This is a genomic window from Micromonospora sp. NPDC051543 (assembly GCF_044454415.1).
Lineage (GTDB): Bacteria > Actinomycetota > Actinomycetes > Mycobacteriales > Micromonosporaceae > Micromonospora.
Genome location: NZ_JBITDT010000023.1, coordinates 35,186 through 60,428 on the forward strand (window position 1 = coordinate 35,186; position 25,243 = coordinate 60,428).

Here is a 25,243-nt window from a genome sequence, read left to right on the forward strand (position 1 = left end):
GACGACTACAACAGACGGCGGTGGATCATGCGGATGCAGCCTCGCCAGGAGATCCTCGACATCTGGCGGGCTACGGTTCGCAGTTGCTGGACGAACGGTGAATGGCACTGGGGTGGCCGAAGTGGTACCAACTCGATCAGCGACGCGGAGCAACTGCTGACCCTGTTGCTCCCCGCGGCCAAGGTCCCCGTGCTGTCACTTGACGACCCGGACCGCGCCGACGAAGAGGTGATCGAGGCGCTCAGCCCGCTCGGCGGCGCGATCGAGATTCCCCGCCGGCTGGTCAGCGTGATGATCGACTATTTCCGGCGGTACACCGACGACGCCGGCACGCCGATCTTCGGCGGCGGCAGTTACCTCACCCCACTGGAGGGTGGTCCCGAGCTCACCGAGGAGCAGCGTTCCCAGGACATCGTCGACTCGTTCGCGGTGTCGGTCACCCTCACGTTGGCGACGATCGGTTTCGTCAAGGTCTACCGGGGGTCCACCCAGCGGCGTGACCTGTTGGCGCAACTGGACGAACTGGAGGCCATGGCGAGCGCGCGCCTCACGGCGGCGATGGTCGGCCTGCTCCGCAGCTTCAGCACCTTCGTCTTCACCTCCACCGACGAGTACGGCATTCGCCTGTGCGACATGGTCAATCAGGACGAGCTACCTCGCCGCGAGCTGGTGGCGGCGCTACGCGAGCAGTTGCGGGACACCATGGCGAGCCTGCGTAGCGTGGTCATCGGTTCGGGTCGGGTGACCGAGGACCTGGACAACAGCGAGATGCTGTTCGAGTGCGGCTGGTCCTGGGGGCTCATCTCCGGGACCGACGAGGTCCCGACCACCGAGCCGATCGGCCGACAGCGTGCGGGCTTCGCGGAGAACGCCCCCTACCTCTACTTCACCGTGATCGCGATGGACGCCATCGAGGACTTGAACTCCGAACGCACCCGGCTGCTCGGATTGCTCAACGAGGAGCAGCAGCGGCTGTCCCGGGCGCTGCAACTTCGGTGGGAGCTCACCCGGACGTACTGGGCGACGGTGGCGACCTTCGGCAACCGACGACGGTGGCCCATCGAGGACATTCCGTGGCGGACGACCGATGGTGACCGGACCGACTACTACACGCTCCAGACGACGTCGCTCGCCGTGAAGGGTCTGCTCGCCGTCGGGCGCGGCGGTGACGAGGAGCTCGGGCGGATCGCCTCGGTACTGGTGGAGCTGGCGCAGCGCGCGCGGATCACCCGGCGGGCGTCACCCGGCGAGTCGGCCCTGTTCGTGCACGCGCCGGGCAAGCAGGTGACCCTGAACGACGACACGTCGAAGCCGATCATGACGTGGAACGTCAACGAGTTCTCCGTGGTGCTGCTACAGCGGGCGGCCGCCGTCGCCGGTCTGCTGAGCAACGCCCGTCGGCGCAGTGAACTGCTCGAGCTGGCCGACGAGGTGTGGGATCACCTGCTGCTGCGGCGCATCCCGGACGGCCGGCACCAGGGGCTGTGGGACCACGCCAGTGGCGCCTTCCCCGGCCTGGCGCCGAAGCCGGACGCGCCCTCCTGGTATCTGACCGTGCGGGTGGCGCAGGCGCTGGTCACCTCCGGTCAGCTGCTGTGGGAGCGACCGTTCCCACGAGCCGGCCGGCTGGCCGACTACGCACAGGATCTCATCGACGAGGCCGAGTACCTGTTCGACCGGGAGTTGATGCGCGGCACCTTCGACGGTGAGGCGATGCAGCGCAGCATGCGCAGCATCCGAGCCAGCCTCGGCCAGGCGCAGTTGCTGGTCGACGAGCGTCCCGGCACGGCAGCCGCGCTGGTGAACACGCTTCTGTTGCTCCTCAACGACGTCGCCACCGGGCAGCAGAAGGCCAGCGAGGGGATCTGAATGCTGGTCTTCGTCACGTCGCACAAGGGCGGCACCGGCCGGTCGGTGACCGCGGCGAACATCGCCTATCGCAGCGCGTTGTCCGGTCACCCCACCTGCTACCTGGATTACGACTTCGGCTCGCCGACCGCCGGCATCACGTTCCAGATCCCGCAGGCCGTCAACGGTGTGGAGGGCGCCGGGCCCAACGGCGGCGGCCTGCACCGATATCTGCGCGGGGAGATCCCGTCTCCGGAGCAGTTGGACGTGTGGGGCACTTCCGAACGTGCCAGCCTGCGGCAGCGGCCCATCGGGTCCGGTCCGCTGGTGCTCCTGCCGGGGCAACGCAACGGTAGCGAGTTCGGTTTCACCAACGACATCGCCAAGCGCTGCGCCGAACTCTTCCTCCGACTGGAGGAGGAGTTCGACCTGACCCTGGTGGACCTCAGCGCCGGCCGGTCGTACGCCAGTCAGATCGCGCTGGCCGCCACCGCGACCTCGACCCTGCGCAAGGTCGCCGTACGCTGGCTGGTCTTCCACCGGTGGACTCCCCAGCACGTCACCGCGGCGGCGGACCTGGCCTTCGAGGCGGGTGGGATCGTGGCCATGGGCAAGGAGTACGGCCACGAGCCGGAGCGGCTACGGGAGTCGCTGCGCTTCATCCGTACGGCGGTGATCGACTCACGTGGCCCCGAGGTCGGCCATCTCGGCCTCGCCCAGCAGGCCTTCCTGCGCAAGTGCGACGCGGAGCTGTCGGAGCTGGCCCGACGACGGGGTGTCGGACGTACGACACTGCTCGGCGTGGTGCCGCTGGATCCTCTGCTGCAGTGGCGGGAGCAGCTGATCTCCGACCACGACGTGCAATCCAAGATTGCCAACGTCAAGACGGTGGACGCCTTCGTTGACCTGACTGAGAAGCTTTTCGACGAGACGGCATGGGACACCGCGTGATCGGTATGGATGTCAGGTTCCAGGAGGCAGCTGCGGTGCGTCGTACAGAGAGCGTGGCGTACTCGCATCTGTCGGTGGAACTGGGGCACTTCTACGCGGAGGACTTCGGCGACGGGTGTGAGGAGCTGAGGCGCAAGTTCGAGCGGATCGCGGACTGGTCGGCCGCGATCCCCGCGTTGGCCCGACGCGGGCTGCCGGCATCCCGGGAGCCGCGAATCAGCACCTGCTTCATGTTGGACGACTACTTCCACCGCTTCGGCACCCCCCGCGAGGTGATCCCGCAGGTGCAGAGCGCTGCGGCGGAGCACGGCCTGACCTTGGACTACGTGGCCCGGGAGTCCAGTTTTGCCCGGCACGACGGCGCCGAGCTGGCCCGGTTGGTGGTCGACACACTGGTGGTGGAACCACCTCGGGGCACCACCGGGAGTCGTCCCCCGTTGAGCGAGTCGGGCTGGCTGTCGAACGGGAAGCGGTCCCCCGGTCACGTCGACGCGCCGGCGATGACCCTGCCGCGTCCGTGGTCTCCGCCGTTGCAGTCCGGCGATCCCCGGCACTCCATCTTCGTCGACATCGAACTCTGGTCCGACGAGCCGGACGCCCGGGTGTGGGCCTGCGCCCTGCTCGCCTCGGTCTGGCAGATGACCCGGCTCGGCGTGCTACGGCATCGGGGCGAGACGATGACCCAACCGCGCCAGCTCGTCGGCGAGCTGCCGACGGACTGGGACCAACTGCCGGCGATCGTCCAGCTCAACCCGGCGGCCGCGCCGTTCTGCGCGTATCGCACGCTGACCCTGATGGGCACCGAGTACCTGCCGGTGGAGCTGGCCGTACGGACCATCCTCGGCCAGGTGGCGGTGCCGCCGGCGGTCGCGCAGCAGGTCGCCAAACGGGCCGGCGGCGAGGGCCTGCAGCTACCCAGTGAGCTGGTCGACCGGCTGAGCTACGTGTTCATCAGCGACTGAGTGCCGCTCAGCGTCCGCACGGCTCGTCGACGGCCATCCGACCGGCCAGGTCGCGAAGCAGCGCCATGTTGCTCACGCTGATCTGGTCCCGGATCCAGTTGACCGACGAGTTCCACTGACGGCTGAAGCCGGGTACCTGCTCCAACTGGTCCCAGATCGGCCGCAGCCGCGGGTGCACCCGCGCGCCCGGCAGCCACAGGTGCAGCAGGTGCTCCAACACCGGCCGCAGCCGCTCGACGTGCTCCTGCCCGGAGGCCGATCGGGTGACCGCGGACTCCACCAGCGAGGACAGGATGGTCAGCAGCCAGTCGTGCAACGCGAGGTCTTCGCAGAGCCCCGCCACGGCCGCCGGCACGTCCTGCGGGGCGAGCACGAGTTCGACCGTACGCAGGGTGGGCGAGTCGACGGTGACCACCGCCGAGACGTCCCGGTTGGGACGCTCGTCCGTCTGCGCGGTCCAGCGCAGCCGGGTGCGGGCGGTGCGCAGGGGCGGGCGCCGGTCCAGCAGGTCGGACATCTGGACACCGTCGAGCACCCTGCCGGTGATCGCCTCCAGGTTCAGCACGTCGGCGTTGTTGCCGTGCAGGAAGCCCGCGCTCAGGTCGGCGACGTCCAGCTTGCCGACCGTCTCGAGGACGCCGGGGTTGGCCAGGTAGTGCGACCACGGCCGACGGCGTTGTCCGGCGACGACGTGGATGACCGAGGAGGCCTGCACGATCCGGCCGCCGGTGATGATGGCCCGGGTGAGGACCGCTCCCACCCCACGTAACTGGCGCTTTCTGGCGCTCGGGAGCCAGCAGTCGACACCGGTGCGGACATCGGGTGACACCGCGTACAGCGATGGACGCCGGGAGGTCAGCACGGCCTCGCCCTCGATCAGGCTGAGCACGTCGGCGCTCTGCTCCTGGGCCAACGCCGTGCTGTGCTGGAGAAGACTGGTGTGCACCTCACCGACCGTGAGCATGGCTTCCTCCGCGACGCTGCCACCGACCCGCGTTCGTCCCCCGTACGCGGCTCATGCTGATTGACGTACACCCCTCGCGAGCGGCACTGACACGGATCCGCATCGGACAACCACAACTCCACGAGTACGCGATTCGACCGCTCGGATCCGTTTCCGTTGGTGGCCATCATAGGCCCGGGGTCGGCGGGAATCCCATGCACGACGGGCGTTCGGAGTGTTCGCGGGTCGGACGGACGTGACAACGACTGATATTTTCAATGATGCGGTCGCCAGCCACCCCCTGGAGTTTGCCGTTCATGAAGGTCTACATTTCGGCCACCCAAAAGGACTTGCTGGAATACCGCGCTGCCGTGCACGCCGTGGCTCGCCGTCTGGAGATCGACGACGTGGCCATGGAGGCGTACGGCGCCGACACCCAGCCGCCGCTGGAGCGCTGCCTCGCCGACGTGCGCCGGTGCGACCTCTATGTGGGGCTGTTCGCCTGGCGCTACGGGTTCCGGCCGCCCGGTCAGGAGTCCTCCATCACCGAGTTGGAGTACCGGGAGGCGCTCGCGGCGGGAAAGCCCTGCCTGGTCTTCCTGCTCGCGGAGGACACACTCTGGCCGGTCGACATGGTCGACCGGGATGCCGACTGGCAGCAGATCGTCGCGTTGCGCGATGAGCTCAAGGAGCGCCACCTCTGCGCCTTCTTCTCGGGCGTGGACGACCTCACCGCCAAGGTGACCGCCGCACTGGCCGACGTACGCAGTGGCAGATCCCCGGCGCGCGAGCCGGCCGACCCGGACACTCATCTGCCGACGGTGGTGCGCAACCAGTACTACAAGCAGTTGTCGCTGCGATACCACGCCGTCTCGGTGGACGCCGTCTCACCGCGTCCCACCATCGGCTACCTCACCGTCGGGCTGCCCAACGTGTTCGTGGAGCCCCGCGTCCACGAGGACGCGCGACCCGAGATGCCGCTGGCGTGGTGGCGTTGGGCCGGGTCCACGCCGGGCGGCGACGTCGGCGGGCTGCCCGGGGTGGTGAACCCGGAGGAGGTGGAGCGGCTCTGGGAGGAGTACGCGGCGAAGGACGAGCTGTCGTTGTTCGACGTGGTGTCCGATCCAGGGCGGCGCACGATCGTGCTGCTGGGCGACCCCGGCTCCGGCAAGTCGGCGGCGGCGCGGTACCTGGCGCTGACGCTGGCCGAGATCTGCGTCGAGCCTCGACTGAGCGCGCTGGACCGGTACCTACCCGTCCTGATCGAGCTGCGCTCCTACGCCACCCATCACGGGGACGGCCGGTGCGACGGTTTGCTCGACTACGTCGGCCACCGCCACCAGCAGGGGCTGGCCGGTATCGACCAGGACGTGCTGGAGGCGTACCTGCGCCAGGGCGGCCAGGCGCTGTTCCTCTTCGACGGCCTGGACGAGGTGTTCGACCCGGCGCAGCGGGAAGAGGTGGCCGCGCAGATCGCCACGTTCGCCAACGAATACCCCGGCGTGCTGACCGTGGTCACGTCGCGGGCAGCCGGCTACCAGCGGCACACGTTCGCCAACGCGGGCTTCGACCACTTCACTCTGGAGGATCTCGACGACGAGCAGATCGCGAGGTTTCTCGACAACTGGTACCGCTACGTGATGCCCACGTCGGCTGCGGAGGCGGAGCGGCAGCGGCGGCAGATCCTCGACGTGGTGAGCAGTTCCCGCGCGATGCGCGAGATCGCTGGTAACCCCCTGCTGCTGATGCTCATGGCGATCGTCGGGCGGGGTCACCCGCTGCCGCGCAACCGACGCCGGCTCTACGCGCACGTGACCGACGTGCTGATCTCCGAGTGGGATGTGACCAAGCAACTGCGCGAGAGCCACGGCGACGTGCCGTCGCTCGACCTGCAGGCGAAGCGCCGGCTGCTGCGTCGCCTGGCGTACTGGATGCAGTTCCGCGAGTCCGGCCCCGCCGGCAACTACATTGAGTCCGACGAATTGGCGCGCATCTTCCGCGACAACCTCGTCGAGTTGTACGGTTTCGAAAATGAGCGGGCGCTCGCCATGGCCTACTCGATGATCGACAAATTGCGGCAGCGCAGCTTCATCCTGGAGCGTTACGGCCTACGACTGTTCGGGTTCGTGCACCGCGCGTTCCTGGAATTCTTCTGCGCCGAAGAGATCGTGGACAGATACGAGCGCGATCCGTCCGCCGCGGGCCTCGATCATCTGCGTTCGCTTTTTCGCGGGCGCTGGGCCGAACCGTCGTGGCGGGAGGTGCTTCGACTGGTCGCCGGCGCCCTGCCCGCCCGGGTCGCCAACGAGCTGGTCACCCTGCTCGCCACCGAGGCCACCCAGCTGTGGCCGCCGCTGAACCTGACCGGGCCGCCGTGGAACCTGGTGCTGGCGGCGCAGTGCGTGGCCGAGGCGCCGCAGCCCGCCGAACTGGCCGGTGCGGGCGACGCCCTGCTGCGCCAGGTCGTGCGCCTCATCGAGCATGGCATCTCCGCCGACGACCCGAACCTGGTGGATCTCACCGAGCAGGAACTGCTGTCCTCCATCCGGACCCTCGGCCCGGGCTGGCCCGGCCGGGAGGTCTTCCTGCACTGGTACCGCCGCCGTGGGGTCCGGACCAGCTGGCGATCCGGCTCTCCCTTCGCCACCAGGATCGCGGCGGTGCTGTCCACCGCCGAGGAGCAGATGGAGGACCTGCTCGTCCGGGAGCTGGGGCAGGGCCGTGAGCGGCAGGCCCGCCTCACGTTGGTCGCCGGGCTGGCCGAGGCCGCTGGCCGCATCGAGGCCAACGGCGGCAACAGTGGCCGATGCCGGGACATCCTGCTCGCCCAGGCGCAGGCCGAGGTCTCCACCGCGGTACGGCAGGCCGCCGTACGCGCACTGGTCGCCCACCTCGGTGCCGGCCCCGATTTCGTGGACGTGCTGTGCGACCTCGCCAACTCTCCCGATCTCGCGGTGCGGGCGCTGGCCGTGCAGTCCCTCGGCACCCGGTCCGAACTCTCCGACGACGTCCGTCAGGTGTTGGCCAGGGCCACCGGGGACACCGCCGTCGCGGTACGGCGAGCCGCCGCCGGAGTGCTCAGCACGCGCTACGCCGACCTGCCGGACGCACCCGAGACGATGCGGCGCCTGCTGGCCACCGACACCGATCCCGGTGTGGTGCAGTGCGTGCTGAGGCGTCTGCTGGCTCTGCCCGAGCACGCCGAGGCCGCGCGAACGACGGCGTTGCGGCGGATCACCGGCGACTCCCCGGACGAGGTCCGACGCTGCCTGCTGACCGGGCTGCTGCCGGAGCGACCCAGTCCGGAGGACACCGAGCTGTTGCTGAAGCTGGCCTGCTCGGACACGTCCGCCCGGGTCCGTGCGGTCGCCGTACAGCGGTTGGCGCTCGTACCCGATCCGGAGGGGCGCTGCAGGGCCCGGCTGATCGACCAGATCGAGCAGGACGAGGAGTCCTCCGTACGGGCCGCCGCGGTCTCCGCTCTGATCGACCGGGACCGCGCCGACGACACCGGGTGGACCGTGGTGGCCCGCTCGGCTCACGTCGACGAGGACGCGACGGTACGCCTCGCCGCGGTGCGCGCGCTGGCCGAGGCCTTCCCCGACCACCGCACCGGGGAGCTGCTGCTGGAGAGCGCTCGACGCGATCCGACCGCGAGCGTCCGGCTCGCCGCGGTCGAACTGCTCACCGGGCGACCGTTGTTCGGCCACGCGACCCGGGATCTGCTCATCAGCCGCGCCTCCCAGGAGCGGGACCCGATCGTCCGGCTACGGGTCACCCGTAGCCTGGCCCGCCTCGCCGACCCACCCGACCTCGAGGTGCGGGAGTGCCTTGCCGAGCAGGTCAGTCGGGACCCCGACCCGAACGTGCTGTGCGCCGCCGCCCAGGCGCTCGCCCGCCACGGCGACGCCCCGGGCCTCATCGAGACACTGTGCCGGCGGGCCCGCCGAGACAGCTACGTCGGCATCCGGTTGGCCGCCGTACAAACCCTCTGTGCGCATGGAAGCCCGGAACTGGTGACCGACGTGCTCCTGGAATGCGTCGAGTCCGACACCGACCCCACCGTGTTCGACGCGGCCGTACGCTGTCTGACCCAGCAGGGCACGGCATCCATGGCGGTGACGCTGCGGCTCATGCGCCGCCTGTCGGACCAGGACCCCGCGATCCGCGCCCGCATCGCCGCCGCCCTCGGCGAGCACTTCGGCACCGACCCGGAGGTCCAGGTGCTGCTGGTCGGGCTGGTCCGCGACGATCCGGCCCTGGAGGTTCGCCGCCGCGCCGTGGAGCAGTTGGGTGCCAGCCTCGCCGGTCGCACGGGGGTACGGGACCTGCTGCTGCGGCTGGCCGACGACGATGACTGGGAGATCCGCCGGACCGCGCTGCTCGCGTTGACCCGTCACTACGACGGGGACACCCGGACCCGCGAGGTGCTCGTGCGGCTCGCGCATCAGGAGGATGACGGCGCGGTGCGGCGGCTGGCCGGGCAGCTGCTGGCCACGCTGCCCGACACCCGACCCGACGACTTTCCGTAACCGAACCGGAGCCGTCGGCACATACCGCGTGCGCGTCGAGCGACAGCCCGATCGACCTCGTCAAATACCATGAGCCCATGACGGATCCGGTCGCCGGCTCGTCCCGCCCGACCGGCTGGAGTCTGCGAGTCCTCTTCGGCTTGATCGGGCTGGCTGCCCTCGTCCTCGGCTACGTCGGCTTCGAGCGCCTGCTCCAAGCCCGCCCGGACGTCGCCCACGATCCGTACGACGTGCTCTACTACGACCTGCAACTCTTCGTCTTCGGCGCCGAACCCTTCCAGAACGCCGGCCCCTACCCGTGGCAGCTGCAGGTCGCCCGGTTCGCCGCCCCGCTGTTCACGCTCCTCGCCGTGGCCGAGGCCAGCCGGCTGCTGTTGGCCGCCGAGAGTCGCCGCCTGCGCGCCCGACGGGCACGTGGTCACGTCCTGGTCTGCGGCGACTCCCAGTTCGCCCACATGCTCGCCGACCGGCTCTTCGCCGACGGTGAACGTGTGGTGGTGGTGCGCTCCGAACCGTTCGGGCCGCTGGAGTACCGGCGGCGCCGGTACCTCGGCGTGGTCGGCGACCCGACCAGCCCCGAGGTGCTGCGTGGCGCCGGACTGCCCCGAGCCCACACCATCTACGCCTGTAGCGAGGACGACGACCGCAACCACGCGATCGCCAACACCGCCAACCGGCTCATCCAGGACCGACGGCAACCACCGCGGGTCTACATCCTGGTCCACGACTCGGAGATGTGTCTGTCCCTGCAGGCCCGACGGCTCGGCGCCGCCGGGTCCAGCCGGCTGCGGCTGGACTACTTCCACGTCGACGACGTCGCCGCACGCGCGCTGCACCGGCACCACCCGCTGCCCAGCGCGGGAGTCCGACCGACGAGGATCCTCATCGCGGGCACCGGCACCTTCCGCCGGGCTCTCCTGGTGGAGACCGCCCGGCACTGGCGCGCGTTCCGCGCCGACACCCCCGGGGGCCACGCCGTGCCGCCCCTGCGGGTGGACGTCGTGGCACCGGATGCCGGTACCGAGATCGCGCTGGCCTCCTCGCGTTACCCGTTCCTGGCGACCGTCTGCCAGTTGACCGCGTACGACCTGGATCTCGACGGCGTCGTCGGTCTCGGCCGCGACCGCTACGACCGCATCTACGTGTGCGCGCCGGACGAGACGAACGGCGTGCAGTTCGTGCTGGACACGCCCGCGCTGTGGCAGGGCGCCGAAAGTGCCGTGTTCGTGCCGGTCTACCGGCAGGCGGCGCTCGCCGCGGCCTTTCACGGCGACTCCCGGCACGACCTGCTCGACGAGGTGCACGGCAAGCTCCGTCTCTATCCGGTGCTCGCCCACGCTTGCGACGCCCGACTGATCGCCGAAGATCTCACCGAGCGGCTGGCCCGGCTGATCCACGAACGGTACGTCCAGGCCCAGCAGCGCGCCGGCGTACGACTCGGCGACGCCCCGGCGATGGTGGACTGGTCACGACTACCCGAGTCGTTGCGGCGGGCCAACCGGGCCCACGTCCAGGACATCGCCGCCAAGCTGTTGGATCTCGGGTGCGTCGTGGCGCCCCGGCACGGTGACACCGTTGACGCCTCGGCCGCCGGGCAGGCCATCGACGACGGGATCGAGGAACTCGCGCGCCTGGAGCACGAGCGGTGGTGCCGGGAACGGCGCGGGGACGGCTGGACGTACGGCGACCCGCGCGATGACGCCCAGCGGCGGCACCCCGCCCTGCGGCCGTGGGAGGAACTGCCGTCCGACGTGCGGGAGCAGAATCGCGAGGGGGTCCGGGCACTGCCCGACGTGCTGTCCGACAGCGGGTTCGAGCTGATCCGGCTGGCACCCCCGGTGCCCACGCAGCGGACAGGCCCGCCGGATGCCGCCTGACCTCGACCCGGTCCGCGTCGGCGTGACCGGGCACATCAACCTGACCCGGGACACCGAACTGCTCGTCGCCGACGCGCTCCGCGTCGAACTGGGCCGGATCAGCGACCGGCCCGTACACGGGGTGACCTGCCTGGCGGCCGGCGCGGACCAGGTCTTCGCGCGAACGATCCTCGACCTGGGCGGCACCTACGAGGTGATCCTGCCGGCCCTGGACTACCGGATCGCGGTCATCAGGCCGGAGAACCGGCTGACCTTCGATGAGCTGCTCGACCGGGCGGTGGCGGTCGTCCACACCGGATACGACCGCTCGGACACCGATGCGTACGTGGTCGCCAACCGGGAGCTGGTCCGACGGGCGCAGCGACTCGTGGCGGTGTGGGACGGCAAACCTGGCCTGCACCCCGCGTCGACGGACCGGACCATCGACTGGGCGCGGCGCCACGGCGTCCCGACCACGATCCTCTGGCCCGTCGGTGCCCGTCGAACGCCCACCGAGGGTTGACGAGCCGGTCCTGCTGCCGATCGACGAAGCACCGGCCACAGCCGCCGTTGGCCCGATAACTGGTCCCACCGGATCGATTGCGACTGGTAGCGTGCGCCGAACATGAAGATCACGGGGGAACCATCGATGAACCGAACTCGACTCGTCCTGACTGGCCTGGCCGTCGTGGCGGCGATCGCGATGTCGGGCTGCGATCCGCAGCCCGAATCGGAGAGCACCGCGACCGCGCCATCCCCGGCGGCCTCAAGTGCCGCCCCGACCGGCAGTCCGGCGACCACCGCAGCCAGCACTCCGGCCAACGACGCGGCCACGGTGAAGGCCTGCGCCGACATCAAGAAGGACATCAAGGACAACGCCACTAAGATCGCCAAGGCCGAGAAGATCGGCCCGCCAGCCGGGCACTTCGCGGTCAGTGCACAGTGGGCCGCCGGCTCGGTGGCGATCCTGGCGCACACGATAGGCGCCAACGACGCGGTCACCACCGCCTCCGAGAAGATCCAGGACGAGATGATGAGCCTGAGCGACGCGTACAACAAGTCCGCCGACGCCAAGCCCAGCAAGAAGGCACTGGAAGCAGCCACCAAGGAGTTGGACACCGTCTGCTCCGCCGCCTGACCGGTTCGACCACGCAATCGGCGGTGACCCCTCACCCGGGGGTCGCCGCCGATTCGCATGTCAGGCGGCCTCCGGCACCCGCATCAGCGGCCTCTTGACAACCCACGGAGGCACCCCCGACGAGCAGCCGGCCCAACCGGGCGGCCGTGATTAACCTCGCAACATTTGCCTCTGACGTCAACGTGAGGTTCTAGCGTGTTGGTATGCGAATCAACGGCTCAACAGCTCTCGTGACCGGTGCCAACCGGGGCCTCGGCAAGGCCTTCGCCGAGGCGCTCCTCGCCCGCGGCGCCACCGTCTATGCGACCGCCCGACGCGTGGAAAGCATCGACATCCCCGGTGCCGTCGCCCTCCAGATGGACATCACGGATCCCGCGTCCATCGAGGCCGCGGCGGCCCAGGTGGGTGATCTCAACATCCTCATCAACAACGCCGGCACCTCCACGAACGCCCCGCTGCTCGGCCCCTCCACGGACAACATCCGCAAAGACTTCGACACCAACTTCTGGGGGACCCTCAATGTCACCCGCGCGTTCGCGCCCAGGCTGGCCGGTGGCGCCATCCTCAACGTCATCTCGGCGTTGAGCTGGTACACCTTCTCCCCCGGCAGCAACGGATACGCCGCCTCGAAGGCCGCGGAATGGTCCCTGACGAACGGCATCCGGCTCGAGTTGGCCGACCAGAAGACTCTGGTCACCGCCCTGGCGCTGGCGATCGCCGACACGGACATGATGGCCGGCGTCGACATCCCCAAGCTCGCGCCCCACGAGGTGGTCAGCCAGGCCCTCGACGGGCTGGAGGCGGGCAAGATCGAAGTCATCGCCGACAAGCCCACCGCCAACGTCAAGGCCTCCCTCTCCCGCGACCCCGCCCTCTTCTACGCCGACCTCGCCGGCAACCTCTTTGCGTGACTCTGCCAGCGGCGGGCCGTCCGAAATGGACGGCCGGCTCAAAGGGCGTACGTCCGACGCGGGGCCGGCTTCCGGTGGAGCCGGCCCCCGGCTGTCTCCGTAGCCTCGCAACGGCCCACGCCTTCGGCCGGATCGCCCGTCAGGCGTCGTAAGCAATCGGTAATCCGGCCCGGTCTGGCCACAATGACGCCCGGCGGCTTGACTCGAACCGTGACCCGCCGTCTTCTTCGCACTCCTGTCACCTGGATCGTCGTTGCCATGTTCGGCATCGGTGTCGCAGGAGCGCTCTACTGGTTCCAGCCTTGGCGGTTGTTCACCGACACGGTCGTGGCGGAGCCCCTTTCCACCACCATCCCGCAGCCGTCTCAATCCTCATCCGAAGTTGCGGATGTTCCGGCCTCGCCGATCGTCCTCGCAGAGGGCACCTTCGTCACACACGAGCACGACACCAGCGGCACGGTCCGGATGGTCCGCAACCCGGACGGCAGTCACCAGCTGGAGATCGACGGGCTGGACACCAGCGACGGCCCCGACCTACGGGTGTGGTTGTCCGACCAACGGGTTCGCACCGGCACCGCCGGCTGGCGGGTGTTCGACGACGGCCGGTACGCGGAACTGGGCAAGCTCAAAGGTAATCACGGTGATCAGGTGTACCGACTGGCTGCGGGAGTCGACCCGGCGGCCTTCCGCAGCGTCAGCATCTGGTGCAAGCGATTCGCTGTCTCGTTCGGCGCCGCGGAACTCGCCGCCGTCCCCTCGTAGTCAGCGGGAGCACGCGTGGCACGGATCTCGGCCAGCCGCAGGAGTGGACCGCGGCGCTGGACAGCGTCCTGCAAGGAGTGATGCCATGCCCAGCATATATCGGGCCCGGACTGTTGTCAGTCGGGCGAAAAGGCCTGTTGAGCTGTGGTTTCGCGGCTATACCCTCACTCGTCGTGATCAACGACAGCTGTTGGACGACAGTCCGGACGGCCACCGACTCCTCCACGGGCGACGACCACCTTCGTACCCCCAGGGTTGTCTACGTCCGTGGCGACCTCTGGTTGGACGGGCCGGCTGGAGACCCGGTCGCGCGGGGCCTGGCGGGTAATCCGGCGGCACCGGTCGACGTGCTCCTGCGGCTGCTCGACAACCACGCCGAGGCCGTGCCGGCAGCATTCCGGCGACGGGCCGACCTACCGCCCGCGGTCGTCGCAGCGGCCATCCGGCACCCCTTAGCCCGAGTACGCGGCGCGATCGCGGCCAACCCCCACGTCGACCCAGAGCTCCGGCTCCGACTCCTGGACGACCCCGAGCGTCGCGTCTTCGAACTCGTCCGTGAGGATCCGGACCTCGCGTTGCCGGATCGCGCCTTCCTGCGGTCCCTTGACCGATTCGTCGAGTACTTCCGGCGGGGCCTCATGACGTCAGACGACCTGCGCGGCGAGGCATTCGAGTTCGGGATTCGCGACCGGCGTGCGGTGCCTGTCGTCGCCACCCACCCGGAACCCCTTGTCCGTGCCGCCGCGGTCGACCTGCTCGGCAACGTGCCCGAGACGTCCCGGGAGCAGTTGCGCGAAACCCTGCGGCACGACGACGTGCCGGAGATCCAGGCGGCGATCGCCCACTTCTACGCCGAGCGGGAACGGGTGCAGGAGCCTGCGGACCTGCCCGGCAACGGGTACGCGTACCGAAGCCTGCTGAGCGACCTGCGGCTCTCGCCCGCGCTGGTCGAGTACGTGCTCGCCGACCGGGACGGCCGGCACGGCGCCGAGTCGATGGCGACCAACCCGAACCTGCCACCGGAGGTGGTCGAGACGTTGTTCGACCACCCGTCGGCAGACGTCCGGTGCGGCCTCGCCCAGCGCGACGACCTGACCCGCTCGCAGCTGGATCGGCTCGCCGCCGATCCGGACGTGTCCGTACGTACCGCCGTCTCCCTCCATCGGGCGCTCAGCGAGATGGACCGGGCGGCGATCGACATCGACGTGACCACCGCACCGTACGACCGCCGGACCGACCTGCCCTGGCACAACCGGGCGGCGCTGCCGTCTCCGCCACTGCCACCACTGGCGGAGTCGGTGCGCCTCGCCGCGTCGGTCAACCCGCTGCTGCGCCGGCGGGCCGCGGTCGATCCGCGACTGCCCACCGACGTCGTCGCCGCGCTCGCAGAGGACTCCGATTCCGGCGTACGCGCCCTCCTCGCCCACCACCATCCGGCCGCACCACCCGACCTGCTGTTGCGGGTGTACCGCGAGCACGAGCACCGCCGATGCGACCGTGGTCGACTGCTGGCTTTGCCAAACTTCCCGACGGCAGCGTTGGCCCGGTTCGCCGACGACCAGGATCCTGCGGTCCGACGGCTCGTCGCCCGCGACCCACAGGCAGATCCGACGCTCATCGACCGGCTCGCTCACGACCCCGACGCCACGGTGCGCCACCCGATGGCGGCATGTCTCCGACTTCCGGCAGAGCGGATCATCGAGCTGCTCGACCACGACGAGCTAGCCGAGTCGGCGGCGGCGAACCCGTCGCTGTCCGTGCAGGTGATGCGAGAGCGAGTTGCCTCGTCGTCCCCCTGACGGTGCTGACGGGTAGCCGACCGTCAGCGGCAGAGGCGGATGTCGTGGCGTCTGGTGGTGCTGCTGGTAGCGGGCAACAATGACCCGATCGGTTCAGGCACAGCGAACAGGAGCAACCGGTGGAGCACTTCGCGGTCGTGGTCGGTGCCGGCTCGTTCAGATCAGATGACGGCGATGCGATCCGGTTCCCCCATCGCTGGACATCCGAGGGCGTGACGGTCGAGGCGGACTTCACCGGGGCGCACCTGTTTCACCTCGCTGCGGCTGGCTGCGTCCTGAACGACGTATATCGGGAGGCAGGCGGACTCGGCATCCGGATCGACGGGGTACGTGTCTCGGCCGAGGGAGGTTTCGACACGCAGACGTGGATATCGAGCGGCATCACCTACCGGGTCGAGTTGAGCTCACCCGCGTCCGGCGACGAACTTGCCATGCTGTTGGATCGTGTCGACGATGTCGCCGAGATACCGCGCGCGATTCGCGCCGGGACCACGGTACGAAGAAGCTGACTCGCCCTACAACACCATTGCCCGCCGCCCCGCGGCGTCGCCGAGGCGTACCTGTGGGGTCAGATCAGGCCATGACGCAGCGCTCTGGTGACGGCGGCCGTGCGGTCGGCGACGTCCAGCTTGCCGAAGACGCGTAGCAGGTAGGTCTTCACGGTGGCCTCGCTGATGTAGAGCTCCCGTCCGATGTCGGCGTTCGTGAGCCCGCGCGCGACCAGGCGCAGAACCTCGGTCTCGCGGGCCGAGAGGGCCGGCGGCGCGGGGTGCCGCACCTGCCGCACGAGCGTGGAGGCGACGCTCGGCGCGAGCACGGTCTCGCCCCGGGCGGCGGCCCGGACCGCCTCCGCCAGCTCCGCCGGTGTGGCGTCCTTGAGGAGATAACCGCTGGCGCCGGCCTCGATCGCCCGCAGGATGTCCCGGTCCGACTCGTACGTCGTGAGCACCACCACGCGGACGCCCGGAACGTGCGTGCGGATCCGCCCGGTCGCCTCGACTCCATCACCGCCCGGCATGCGCAGGTCCATGAGCACGATATCGGGGTGCTGTTCGGCGGTGAGCCGCACGCCCTCCGGCCCCGACGACGCCTCGCCCACCACCGTCAGGTCATCCTCGGCGTCGAGCATGCCGCGCAACCCCATCCGTACGACCGGGTGATCGTCGACGAGCACGATGCGGATCACGCGGGCACCTCCAGCTCGACGACGGTGCCGCCCGTAGGTCCACCATGGACGGTGAGGATGCCGTCGACCTGCTCGGCGCGCGAGCGCATGCCGGCGAGCCCGAACCCATCGAGGCCGTCGGGCGCGAACCCGCGTCCGTCATCCCGCACGACCAGGCGTACGCCCCGATCGCCGTACGCCAGCACGACCTGCGCCTCGGTGGCGTGCGCGTGCCGGCGTACGTTGGTCAGTGCTTCCTGCGCGGCCCGCAGCAGTACCACCTCGACCGGTGTGGGCAGTTCCCGTGGCGCCCCGATCACCCGGACGGTGGCGGTCACCCCGGTTTCTTCGCTGAAGTAGGCGGCTCGACGGCGTACTGCGTCGGGCAGCGACCCCGACGCGAGCGCGGCGGGCGAGAGTGCCGCCACCAGGGCCCTCGCCTCGGCCAGGTTCTCCTTCGCGGTACGCACCGCCAACGCCAGACGCTCGTCGCGCAGCTCCGGGTCGTACGCCTGGAGCAGCGTGACGATGCTCGTGAAGCCCTGCGCGAGCGTGTCGTGGATCTCGCTGGCGAGACGGGACCGTTCGGCGGAGATCCCCGCGTCGTGCGAGAGGCGGGCCACTTCGGCGCGGCTCGCCTCGAGCTCGCCGATGAGGATGCCGCGTTCCACGTTCTGCCGGATCACGCGCATGATCCAGAAGCTGACCCAGATGCTCGCCGTCCCCGTGATGACCGCGATCAGCAGGTCGGTGGGCACCGCTTGCGGCTCCTCGACGAGGTTGACCGCCGGGGTGACCAGGTTCGCGAGGATCGCCAGGACGATCCCGGCGCGCACGTCGGTGAGCTGGAAGATGAGCGGGATGACCGCGAACAACAGCCAGGTCGCGAAGGGTGCGGCCGCCACCGCGACGACGTAGAACATGAGGTACGTCAGCAGGACTGCCCGGGCCGCGCCGTCTGCGGCGCTGCGCCGGATCTGCCGCCGACCGACCGCCACGTGCAGCATCGCCATGGCGGCGATGGCGCCCACCGCCAGCCAGCGACGCCACAGCAGATGATCGTCGATCACGACGGTCGCGGCGGCCACCGCCGCCGCGACCAGGCCGAAGTAGGCGTCCCACCAGAACAGGTATCCGGCGTGCGACTCCCCCTGCCTCAGCGATCTTTCTGGTTCCACCGGAAGGTCACCAGGCATAGCACCAATCCGATCATGGTCCACGCGCCGAGCACCAACGCCGTGCGGCCAAGCTCCCACTGGCCGTTGGCCTCCAGTGCCCTCATGCTGTCGGGCAGAAAGACGTAGCGGAAGCCTTGACTCATCCATTTCACGGGAAAGATCGAGGCCACCACGATCAGCCAGTGCGGCAACTGCGTGATGGGGTGGATGAAGACGCCGGAGATGAATTGCAGCGCGACCACCGGCACGTTGAGGATCGTGCCCGCCGTACGCGCGTGCGTGACCATCGCGCTGACCGCCACGCCGAGCAGCCCGCACGACGCGGTCGACAGCAGGAAGAGCCAGCCGAACGTGAGCCAGTGCGACGCGTCGGGCAGCGGTATGCCGAAGACGAGCGCACCTACGCCGACCAACACGACCACCTCGGCGATGCTGAGCACCAGGACCAGCACAAGCTTGCCGATCAGATAGGCGGCCGCCGGGAGCGGCGTGCCGCGCAGGCGCTTGAGCGTGCCGTCCTCGCGGTCCATCGCCAGCCCCGAACCCATCGTCACGAACGCGGTCGACAACGCGCCGTACGCGATCATGCTGGCGGAATAGACCTGACTCGCGCTGACGCCGCTCCGGTCGTCGCCGCCGTCGAAGATGGTCCCGAACAGCAGCAGAATCATGGCCGGAAACGCGAATGTGAACACCACGGCGGTGCGGTCGCGCAAGAACATGAGCAGCTCGACACGGCCCCGACTCAGACCACCTGCCAGGGCGGACGGAAGGGTGGCCGACGGCAGTACGGCGGTCATTCCACCGCTCCGATCAGGGTCAGGTAGACGTCTTCGAGGGTCGGACGGGTGACCGTGAGGCTGCGCAGGTCGGCGTCCTCGGCGACCAGCCTGCGGACCAGCTGGGTCGGATCGGTCACCTTCTCCACGCGCCGCTCGCCGTTCTCCCGCCAGCTCACCGTCGCGGCGCCGACCGTGCCGCGACCGCCGAGCGTGGCGGGAGTGCCCTCGGCGACGATGCGACCGCCCGCGAGCACCGCGAGCCGGTCGGCCAGTGCCTCGGCCTCCTCGAGATTGTGGGTGGTGAGCAGGATCGTGGTGCCCTCTACGACGAGCGAGCGCATCAGCTCCCAGACCTGCCGGCGCGCCTGCGGGTCGAAGCCGGTCGTGGGCTCGTCGAGAAAGAGCAGATCCGGGCGTCCCACGATGCCGAGCGCCACGTCGACGCGGCGACGCTGCCCGCCGGAGAGCGTACGGATCCTGCTGTCGCGCTTCCGGGCGAGACCGACCAGCTCAATCACCTCGTCGGCCGGTCTCGGGTCGGAATACAGTCCGGCGACGTGCCGTACCAATTCGCGGACCGTGAGGTCGGCCGCGTCGTCGGCGTTCTGCAGGACGATCCCGATCCGCGCCCGCCAGGCCCGCCCCGCGGTGCCCGGGTCCTCGCCGAGGACACGGACATCACCGGCGTCGCGACGGCGGTGTCCCTCAAGTATCTCCACAGTGGTGGTCTTGCCCGCGCCGTTGGGGCCGAGCAGCGCGAAGGCCTCGCCCCGAGCGACTGTGAGATCGATGCCGCGCACCACCTCATGGCCCTGATAGGCCTTGCGGAGGCCGATGGCCTCAATGGCTGTCATACCGTCGACGGTGCCGGTCACGGCCCTTCCCGCGGAACGACCGCTCGACCGTCAGCGGCTGTCCACCGATCGGTGGACAGCCGAGGAGCAGCGGCGAGAACCCGCCGTGCCTGGGGAACTCCTCGGCAGGCGCGAGGTGGACAAGACTGGCGGCAGCGACGTAGGACGATAATCGCGCCGTGATCGATATTCGTTGCTCGGGCTGCGGCCAGCGCTATGCGTCCTATCTGCCGGAACATGCCGACAAGCGCTGCTCCCGCTGCGCCGCCGAGGTCACCTGGGATTCACTTTCGCCAGAGGCGCGGCGAGCGATCGACGACGCCATCGCTCGTGGAGCGATGGCCGGTCTAATCGCGATGCGGGAAGCAGATCCCCCGATCCTGCTGCCCCACGCCATGGACGTACTCCAGCTCCGCTCGAAGGCGGGACCGAGTGAATGACCGGTTGGGGTGCCCGGCATCATCGGCTACGTAGGGAATTGACCGGCTCGAACGCCACCCGACGGCTGCCACGAAGAGGATGACGACGGCGTGTCGCCTCACGTCGTCGAGGAAACTACTCGTCGTACCCCCGGCTTCGCCGGTTGGCAGCAGGGATCATGGCTCTACCACTGCAACGATGGCGTGGCCTTTCTCCGCCCGGCCGGCTGTCGTCAGGGCGAACCTCATCCGGACGCCCTGAACATGCTTCGATGGTGAGCCCACCGCGTACCTGTTCCAGTGCCTGCACTGCGGAATCCACCTCGCGTCCTGGGATATCGGTTGAGCCGCGACGACGCCGACGCACTCAGTCCCCGCTGGGCATGCCTCCACACTCCCACCCTTCGATCTCCCTCTTGCTCATTTCCTATCTACACGATAGGAAAAGTAGGTGACTACCACGGTCCCCGCGCCACCTGCCGCGCAAACCTCGATCGGCGCGCCAACGGTGACCCCTGCCGTACCGACATCGCACGGCGGACGCCGCCGCCGGATCCTGTTCCGGCTGCTCGCCCTCGTCGTGCTCTACGCGCTGTGGGAGATCGCCGCCCGCGCCACCAGCAACCCCACCTTCATCCCCTCGCCCGGTGCGGTGTGGCACCAACTCGTCCAGACCTCGACCACCCACGACGGCATCCGTGGTTACAGCGGGCACCTGCTCATCGAGCACCTCGGGGTGAGCCTGCGCCGCATCCTGATCGGATCCGTCATCGGTGTCGCCGGCGGAGTGTTCCTCGGTGTCGTCATGGGAACCATCGGCTGGATCCGGGTGGTCGTCGAACCGGTGGTCACCTTCATCCGGGCGCTCCCACCCCTGGCCTACTTCAGCCTCTTCATCATCTGGTTCGGCATCGACGAGACACCCAAGCTCTGGCTGCTCTCGATCGCCGCGCTGCCTCCGGTCGCGGTCGCCACCGCGGCAGCCGTCTACTCCGCGCCGACCGGTCTGGTGGAGGCCGCGCAGGCGCTGGGCGCCAGCCGCGCACGGGTGATCCGCGACGTGGTGCTGCCCAACGCGCTACCGGAGATCTTCACCGGGATTCGGATCGCCGTCGGGGTCGCGTACTCCTCGGTGGTCGCCGCGGAGACGATCAACGGCGTACCCGGCATCGGCGGCATGATCCGTGACGCCCAACGCTACTCACAGACCGACGTCGTCGTCCTCGGTCTCTTCGCCATCGGCCTGTCGGGCCTGCTCATCGACGCCCTGCTGCGGACCGCCGAGAGCCGGCTGATCCCGTGGCGCGGCCAGATATAGGAGAACAACCCATGCGCAAGGTGCTAAGCCTCATGGCCGCCGCCACCCTACTGCTGCCCACCGCCTGCGGAAACGGTGCCGCCAGCGGCGGCGGCGACCCGGACCGCAAGAGCATCCGGATCGCCTACCAGGCATTCCCGAGCGGCGACCTCATCGTCAAGAACCAGGGTCTGCTGGAGAAGGCCCTGCCCGACTATCAGATCACCTGGACCAAGTTCGACTCCGGCGCCAGCATCAACACCGCGTTCGTGGCCGGTAGCGTCGACATCGCGGCGATCGGATCCAGCCCGGTCGCTCGCGGGCTGTCCGCACCCCTGAACATCCCGTACCAGGTCGCCTTCGTGCTCGATGTCGCCGGCGACAACGAGGCACTTGTCGCCCGCAAGGGTTCCGGGGTCAGCGACGTGAGCGGCCTGCGCGGCAAGAAGGTGGCGACCCCGTTCGCCTCCACCGCCCACTACAGCCTGCTGGCCGCGCTGGACCGTGCCGGTGTCAAGGAATCCGACGTCACCATCGTCGACCTGGAACCGCAGGACATCCAGGCCGCCTGGACCCGGGGCGACCTGGACGCCGCCTACTCCTGGCTGCCGTCGCTCGACGAGCTCAGAAAGACCGGCACCGTGCTGGTCACCAGTCGCGAGTTGGCCACCGCCGGCAAGCCCACCCTGGACCTCGGTGTCGTCGCCACCGCCTTCGTCAAGGCACACCCGGAGGCCGTGGACGCCTGGCGTAAAGCGCAGTCCCAGGCACTCAACCTGATCCACAACGACCCGGCCGCAGCCGCCAAATCGGTAGGCGTCGAACTCAACCTCAGCCCCGAGGAAGCGCAACGGCAACTCTCGCAGGGCGTCTTCCTCAAGCCCGGGGACCTGGCCAGCCCCGCATGGCTCGGCACGTCGGCAGCCAAGGGCCAGCTCGCCGACAACCTCGTCAGCGCGGCACAGTTCCTCAAGGACCAGCAGAAGATCGACGCCGTGCCGGACCTGGCGACCGTCCAGGCCGCCATCTACACCGAAGGGCTACCGGATGTCCTCGGCTGACCCTGGCGGGACGGCCGCGATCGCCGTCAACGACGTCGAGCACGCGTACGGCGACGTCACCGCCCTCGGTCCGATCGACCTGACCGTACCGACGGGTGAGTTCCTCGTCCTGGTCGGCGCGTCCGGCTGCGGCAAGAGCACGCTGCTGCGGCTGATCGCCGGCTTCGAGCGGCCCACCACCGGCACGGTCCTGACCGCCGGGGTGCCGCCGGTCCCGGGGCGCGGCGCCGGCCTGGTCTTCCAGCAGCCCCGCCTGTTTCCGTGGAAGACCGTCGGCGGCAACATCGAGCTGGCCCTGCGCTACGCCGGGCAGCCCACCGACGATGTCGATCGGCTACTCGCCCGGGTCGGCCTACCCGACGTGGCCAAGCGCCGGACCTGGCAGATCTCCGGCGGTCAGCAGCAGCGAGTCGCGATCGCCCGCGCCCTCGCCGCGGACCGCCCACTGCTGCTGCTCGACGAACCGTTCGCCGCGCTCGACGCGCTGACCCGGGAGCGCCTCCAGGAGGACCTGCGCGCGGTCAGCACGGTGACAGGTCGGACCTCGGTGTTCGTCACCCACAGCGTGGACGAGGCCGTCTTCCTGGGCAGCCGGGTCGTGGTACTCAGCCCGCGCCCCGGCCGGATCGTCCTGGACCTGCCCATCGACCTGCCGCGCACCGGCGTCACGCCGGACGACCTGCGGGGCCTGCCCGAGTACGCCGCGCTGCGAGCCGAGATCGGGCACGCCGTCCGACACGAAGGAGCATCCACATGACCACCGTGCTCGTACAACTCGACCTCGAACCGCTGGGGCCGCACTTCGGTGCCCTGGTGCACGGGTTGAACCTGGCCACCGCCACCGACGACGAGATCGTCGCTCTCCGCGCCGCCCTGGTCGACCGCAAGGTGCTCTTCCTCCGCGACCAGCGCCTCGACGACGACGCTCAGGTGCGCCTGGGCCGCCGGATCGGCGAACTGACCGCGTCGCATCCGGTCGTCGGCGGCGTCGACGAAGCCCATCCGGAGGTGTACGCCCTGGACAGCACCGACAACGGCTTCGCCGACGTGTGGCACACCGACGTCACGTTCATGAAGCGGCCACCACTCGGCTCGATCCTGCGCCCGGTCACCCTCCCGCCGACCGGCGGAGACACCAACTGGGCCGACGCGCAGCTGGCGTACGACTCGCTCAGCGAGCCCGTACGACGACTCGTCGATCAGCTCACCGCCGTCCACGACGGCACCCGCGAGTTCGGCTACTACCTTGCCCAACGCGGGGGCAACGTGTGGGAGGGCCAGCCGGTGTCCCGGCTCGACCCGGTCGAGCACCCGGTGGTCCGGGTACATCCCGAGACCGGCCGTCGGGGAATCTTCGTGAACCCCGGCTTCACCGCACACATCGTCGGAGTCTCCGAGGCCGAGAGCCGGGCCATCCTGGACCTGCTCTACGCACACCTCACCAAGCCGGAGCACATCGTGCGACACCGCTGGCGCCCCGGCGACGTGGCACTCTGGGACAACCGCAGCACGGCCCACTACGCCAACCGTGACTACGGGTCCGAACGGCGGGTCATGCATCGCATCACCCTGCGCGGGGACATCCCCCGCGGACCGCAGAACCACCCGCATCCCTTCGACAGTTGACGATCCCTCACCGGCGCGGGCGTCGTCAGTTCCCCCACTCCTTGGCGAGCAGTTCATACGAGCCGACCCGGTCGCCGTGCGCGTGGGTGATCGTGGTGATCAGCAGTTCGTCGGCGGTGGTGACGTCCCGTAGGACACGCAACCGCTCGACGACCGTCCCGGGCGACCCGACGAACTGGGTGTCCACCCGGTCGGCGACGAACTCGCGGTCCTCGTCGGTCCACGGCAGCGCGGCGGCCTGCTCCGGGCGTGGGAACGGGATCGCGCCGTCACCGCTGCGGATGCTGCGCACCCAGGGCCCGTACGGCGCGGCGAGCCGACGTGCCGTCTCGTCGGTCTCGGCGACGACGACGTCGGCGGAGACCACCACGTACGGCTGGGCCAGCACCGCCGAGGGCCGGAACGCGGCCCGGTAGGCGGTCACCGCATCGAGCACCGAGGAGGGGCTGACGTGGTAGTTCGCGGCGAAGGGCAGGCCGAGCGCGCCGGCGAGTTGGGCGCTCTCGCCGCCGCTGCTGCCCAGCAGCCACACCGAGAGGTCGCTGCCCTCCCCCGGTACGGCGTGCGCGTCCAGACCGTTCTCGTCGGTGTAGTCGCCGCGCAGCAGGGCCAGGACGTCGGCCACCTGGTCGGCGAAGGCCGGCGGCTGCGCGCCCGGTTGGTGCAACAGCGTGTTGGCCAGCGCGAAGCGCGGTGAGGCGAGCACCCTGGCGTAGGAGAAGGGCGGCGGGATCAGCAGTCCGTCGACGACCCGGGCCTCGACCGGCGGCACGTTGCTGGGAGCGGTGAGTGCCCGGGCCGCCTCGACGCGCCGCTGCCCGGAACGGCCGAGTCCGAGGTCGATCCGCCTGGGGTACAGCGCGGCGAGGGTACCGAACTCCTCGACCACCGACAGTGCGGTCCGGTGACCGACCTGGACGGCGCCGGAGCCGACGCGGAGCACGCTGGTGGCCGCGGCGACCTGCCCGATGAGCACGGCCGGCGCCGAGCTGGCGACGCCCGCCGCGAGGTGGTGCTCGGCGAGCCAGTAACGGTGGTAGCCGGACTGCTCGACCCGCCGGGCGAGGTCGACCGTGTTGCGCAGGGCGTCGGCGACGGTGCCGCCGGCGGGCACCGGCGACAGGTCGAGGACGGACAGGGGCGTCGATGGCATGGTGGG

General features: G+C 69.7%; 23 protein-coding genes. 17 read left to right on the forward strand and 6 right to left on the reverse strand.

Translation table 11 applies throughout. The annotated features are described in order from the left end of the window. Positions 1 to 33 precede the first annotated feature (33 nt). Genes ACIA3K_RS29360 through ACIA3K_RS29370 form a run of 3 tightly spaced genes read left to right on the forward strand, consistent with a single transcriptional unit; the run spans position 34 to position 3,761 of the window. Positions 34 to 1,869: an SCO2524 family protein gene (locus ACIA3K_RS29360; protein ID WP_396804835.1), complete on the forward strand. Its 1,836-nt coding sequence runs from the start codon at positions 34 to 36 to the stop codon at positions 1,867 to 1,869. Further along, positions 1,870 to 2,799, forward strand: a complete 930-nt coding sequence (locus ACIA3K_RS29365; protein WP_355047832.1) for an SCO2523 family variant P-loop protein — start codon at positions 1,870 to 1,872, stop codon at positions 2,797 to 2,799. It abuts the gene before it with no gap. Between the two features lie 5 nt (positions 2,800 to 2,804). After that, positions 2,805 to 3,761, forward strand: a complete 957-nt coding sequence (locus tag ACIA3K_RS29370) for an SCO2522 family protein (protein WP_396804836.1) — start codon at positions 2,805 to 2,807, stop codon at positions 3,759 to 3,761. A 7-nt stretch (positions 3,762 to 3,768) separates the two neighbouring features. Here ACIA3K_RS29370 and ACIA3K_RS29375 read toward each other — a convergent pair whose 3' ends face one another. Further along, complete coding sequence (locus ACIA3K_RS29375) at positions 3,769 to 4,725, reverse strand: SCO2521 family protein (protein ID WP_355047830.1); 957 nt, start codon at positions 4,723 to 4,725, stop codon at positions 3,769 to 3,771. Between the two features lie 296 nt (positions 4,726 to 5,021). Between ACIA3K_RS29375 and ACIA3K_RS29380 the strand changes: the two genes are divergently transcribed. The 8 genes from ACIA3K_RS29380 to ACIA3K_RS29415 all read left to right on the forward strand — a co-directional run bounded on the left by ACIA3K_RS29380 (position 5,022) and on the right by ACIA3K_RS29415 (position 16,211). Then, positions 5,022 to 9,236, forward strand: coding sequence for a HEAT repeat domain-containing protein (locus ACIA3K_RS29380; protein ID WP_396804837.1), 4,215 nt, complete (start codon positions 5,022 to 5,024; stop codon positions 9,234 to 9,236). Between the two features lie 77 nt (positions 9,237 to 9,313). Further along, positions 9,314 to 11,113: a RyR domain-containing protein gene (locus tag ACIA3K_RS29385; protein WP_396804838.1), complete on the forward strand. Its 1,800-nt coding sequence runs from the start codon at positions 9,314 to 9,316 to the stop codon at positions 11,111 to 11,113. Beyond that, complete coding sequence (locus tag ACIA3K_RS29390) at positions 11,103 to 11,615, forward strand: hypothetical protein (RefSeq protein WP_396804839.1); 513 nt, start codon at positions 11,103 to 11,105, stop codon at positions 11,613 to 11,615. The genes ACIA3K_RS29385 and ACIA3K_RS29390 overlap by 11 nt, the downstream gene beginning before the upstream one ends. Positions 11,616 to 11,741: 126 nt before the next feature. Continuing rightward, positions 11,742 to 12,230, forward strand: a complete 489-nt coding sequence (locus ACIA3K_RS29395) for a hypothetical protein (protein WP_396804840.1) — start codon at positions 11,742 to 11,744, stop codon at positions 12,228 to 12,230. Between the two features lie 203 nt (positions 12,231 to 12,433). Then, positions 12,434 to 13,141: an SDR family oxidoreductase gene (locus tag ACIA3K_RS29400; protein WP_396804841.1), complete on the forward strand. Its 708-nt coding sequence runs from the start codon at positions 12,434 to 12,436 to the stop codon at positions 13,139 to 13,141. 210 nt (positions 13,142 to 13,351) lie between these two features. Beyond that, a complete protein-coding gene (locus tag ACIA3K_RS29405) occupies positions 13,352 to 13,903 on the forward strand; it encodes a DM13 domain-containing protein (RefSeq protein WP_396804874.1) in 552 nt (183 codons plus the stop codon). Between the two features lie 173 nt (positions 13,904 to 14,076). Further along, a complete protein-coding gene (locus tag ACIA3K_RS29410; RefSeq protein ID WP_396804842.1) occupies positions 14,077 to 15,702 on the forward strand; it encodes a hypothetical protein in 1,626 nt (541 codons plus the stop codon). A 119-nt stretch (positions 15,703 to 15,821) separates the two neighbouring features. Next, positions 15,822 to 16,211, forward strand: a complete 390-nt coding sequence (locus tag ACIA3K_RS29415) for an OsmC family protein (RefSeq protein ID WP_396804843.1) — start codon at positions 15,822 to 15,824, stop codon at positions 16,209 to 16,211. Between the two features lie 59 nt (positions 16,212 to 16,270). Here ACIA3K_RS29415 and ACIA3K_RS29420 read toward each other — a convergent pair whose 3' ends face one another. The 4 genes from ACIA3K_RS29420 to ACIA3K_RS29435 are packed head-to-tail and all read right to left on the reverse strand — an operon-like array spanning position 16,271 to position 19,681. Further along, positions 16,271 to 16,888: a response regulator gene (locus ACIA3K_RS29420; protein ID WP_396804844.1), complete on the reverse strand. Its 618-nt coding sequence runs from the start codon at positions 16,886 to 16,888 to the stop codon at positions 16,271 to 16,273. Further along, positions 16,885 to 18,045 carry a sensor histidine kinase gene (locus ACIA3K_RS29425; protein ID WP_396804845.1) on the reverse strand — a complete coding sequence of 387 codons (1,161 nt, stop codon included), beginning with the start codon at positions 18,043 to 18,045 and terminating at the stop codon, positions 16,885 to 16,887. Before ACIA3K_RS29425 ends, ACIA3K_RS29420 begins: the two co-directional genes overlap by 4 nt. After that, positions 18,024 to 18,845, reverse strand: coding sequence for an ABC transporter permease (locus tag ACIA3K_RS29430; RefSeq protein ID WP_396804846.1), 822 nt, complete (start codon positions 18,843 to 18,845; stop codon positions 18,024 to 18,026). The genes ACIA3K_RS29425 and ACIA3K_RS29430 overlap by 22 nt, the downstream gene beginning before the upstream one ends. Next, the gene (locus tag ACIA3K_RS29435) at positions 18,842 to 19,681 is read right to left on the reverse strand and encodes an ABC transporter ATP-binding protein (protein ID WP_396804847.1); all 840 of its coding nucleotides are present in this window, start codon (positions 19,679 to 19,681) and stop codon (positions 18,842 to 18,844) included. Before ACIA3K_RS29435 ends, ACIA3K_RS29430 begins: the two co-directional genes overlap by 4 nt. A 179-nt stretch (positions 19,682 to 19,860) precedes the next feature. On the opposite strand from ACIA3K_RS29435, the gene ACIA3K_RS29440 reads away from it, so the two are divergent. The 6 genes from ACIA3K_RS29440 to ACIA3K_RS29465 all read left to right on the forward strand — a co-directional run bounded on the left by ACIA3K_RS29440 (position 19,861) and on the right by ACIA3K_RS29465 (position 24,084). After that, on the forward strand, positions 19,861 to 20,121 hold the full coding sequence (locus ACIA3K_RS29440; RefSeq protein ID WP_396804848.1) for a hypothetical protein: 261 nt from the start codon (positions 19,861 to 19,863) through the stop codon (positions 20,119 to 20,121). 90 nt (positions 20,122 to 20,211) lie between these two features. Beyond that, the gene (locus tag ACIA3K_RS29445) at positions 20,212 to 20,379 is read left to right on the forward strand and encodes a CbrC family protein (RefSeq protein ID WP_396804849.1); all 168 of its coding nucleotides are present in this window, start codon (positions 20,212 to 20,214) and stop codon (positions 20,377 to 20,379) included. Positions 20,380 to 20,551: 172 nt separating this feature from the next. Continuing rightward, complete coding sequence (locus ACIA3K_RS29450) at positions 20,552 to 21,418, forward strand: ABC transporter permease (RefSeq protein WP_396804850.1); 867 nt, start codon at positions 20,552 to 20,554, stop codon at positions 21,416 to 21,418. A gap of 11 nt (positions 21,419 to 21,429) precedes the next feature. Continuing rightward, positions 21,430 to 22,458: an ABC transporter substrate-binding protein gene (locus ACIA3K_RS29455; protein ID WP_396804851.1), complete on the forward strand. Its 1,029-nt coding sequence runs from the start codon at positions 21,430 to 21,432 to the stop codon at positions 22,456 to 22,458. Continuing rightward, positions 22,445 to 23,215, forward strand: coding sequence for an ABC transporter ATP-binding protein (locus ACIA3K_RS29460; RefSeq protein WP_396804852.1), 771 nt, complete (start codon positions 22,445 to 22,447; stop codon positions 23,213 to 23,215). The genes ACIA3K_RS29455 and ACIA3K_RS29460 overlap by 14 nt, the downstream gene beginning before the upstream one ends. After that, positions 23,212 to 24,084 carry a TauD/TfdA dioxygenase family protein gene (locus tag ACIA3K_RS29465; protein ID WP_396804853.1) on the forward strand — a complete coding sequence of 291 codons (873 nt, stop codon included), beginning with the start codon at positions 23,212 to 23,214 and terminating at the stop codon, positions 24,082 to 24,084. Before ACIA3K_RS29460 ends, ACIA3K_RS29465 begins: the two co-directional genes overlap by 4 nt. 25 nt (positions 24,085 to 24,109) lie before the next feature. On the opposite strand, the gene ACIA3K_RS29470 is transcribed toward ACIA3K_RS29465, so the two are convergent. Beyond that, a complete protein-coding gene (locus ACIA3K_RS29470) occupies positions 24,110 to 25,237 on the reverse strand; it encodes an LLM class flavin-dependent oxidoreductase (RefSeq protein ID WP_396804854.1) in 1,128 nt (375 codons plus the stop codon). Positions 25,238 to 25,243 lie beyond the last annotated feature (6 nt).

Coding starts and splice junctions, on each gene's coding strand:
- ACIA3K_RS29360 (WP_396804835.1), top strand. CDS start 34: ATGCAGCCTCGCCAGGAGATCCTCGACATCTGGCGGGCTACGGTTCGC.
- ACIA3K_RS29365 (WP_355047832.1), top strand. CDS start 1,870: ATGCTGGTCTTCGTCACGTCGCACAAGGGCGGCACCGGCCGGTCGGTG.
- ACIA3K_RS29370 (WP_396804836.1), top strand. CDS start 2,805: ATGGATGTCAGGTTCCAGGAGGCAGCTGCGGTGCGTCGTACAGAGAGC.
- ACIA3K_RS29375 (WP_355047830.1), bottom strand. CDS start 4,725: ATGCTCACGGTCGGTGAGGTGCACACCAGTCTTCTCCAGCACAGCACG.
- ACIA3K_RS29380 (WP_396804837.1), top strand. CDS start 5,022: ATGAAGGTCTACATTTCGGCCACCCAAAAGGACTTGCTGGAATACCGC.
- ACIA3K_RS29385 (WP_396804838.1), top strand. CDS start 9,314: ATGACGGATCCGGTCGCCGGCTCGTCCCGCCCGACCGGCTGGAGTCTG.
- ACIA3K_RS29390 (WP_396804839.1), top strand. CDS start 11,103: ATGCCGCCTGACCTCGACCCGGTCCGCGTCGGCGTGACCGGGCACATC.
- ACIA3K_RS29395 (WP_396804840.1), top strand. CDS start 11,742: ATGAACCGAACTCGACTCGTCCTGACTGGCCTGGCCGTCGTGGCGGCG.
- ACIA3K_RS29400 (WP_396804841.1), top strand. CDS start 12,434: ATGCGAATCAACGGCTCAACAGCTCTCGTGACCGGTGCCAACCGGGGC.
- ACIA3K_RS29430 (WP_396804846.1), bottom strand. CDS start 18,845: ATGACCGCCGTACTGCCGTCGGCCACCCTTCCGTCCGCCCTGGCAGGT.
- ACIA3K_RS29435 (WP_396804847.1), bottom strand. CDS start 19,681: ATGACAGCCATTGAGGCCATCGGCCTCCGCAAGGCCTATCAGGGCCAT.
- ACIA3K_RS29455 (WP_396804851.1), top strand. CDS start 21,430: ATGCGCAAGGTGCTAAGCCTCATGGCCGCCGCCACCCTACTGCTGCCC.
- ACIA3K_RS29460 (WP_396804852.1), top strand. CDS start 22,445: ATGTCCTCGGCTGACCCTGGCGGGACGGCCGCGATCGCCGTCAACGAC.
- ACIA3K_RS29465 (WP_396804853.1), top strand. CDS start 23,212: ATGACCACCGTGCTCGTACAACTCGACCTCGAACCGCTGGGGCCGCAC.
- ACIA3K_RS29470 (WP_396804854.1), bottom strand. CDS start 25,237: ATGCCATCGACGCCCCTGTCCGTCCTCGACCTGTCGCCGGTGCCCGCC.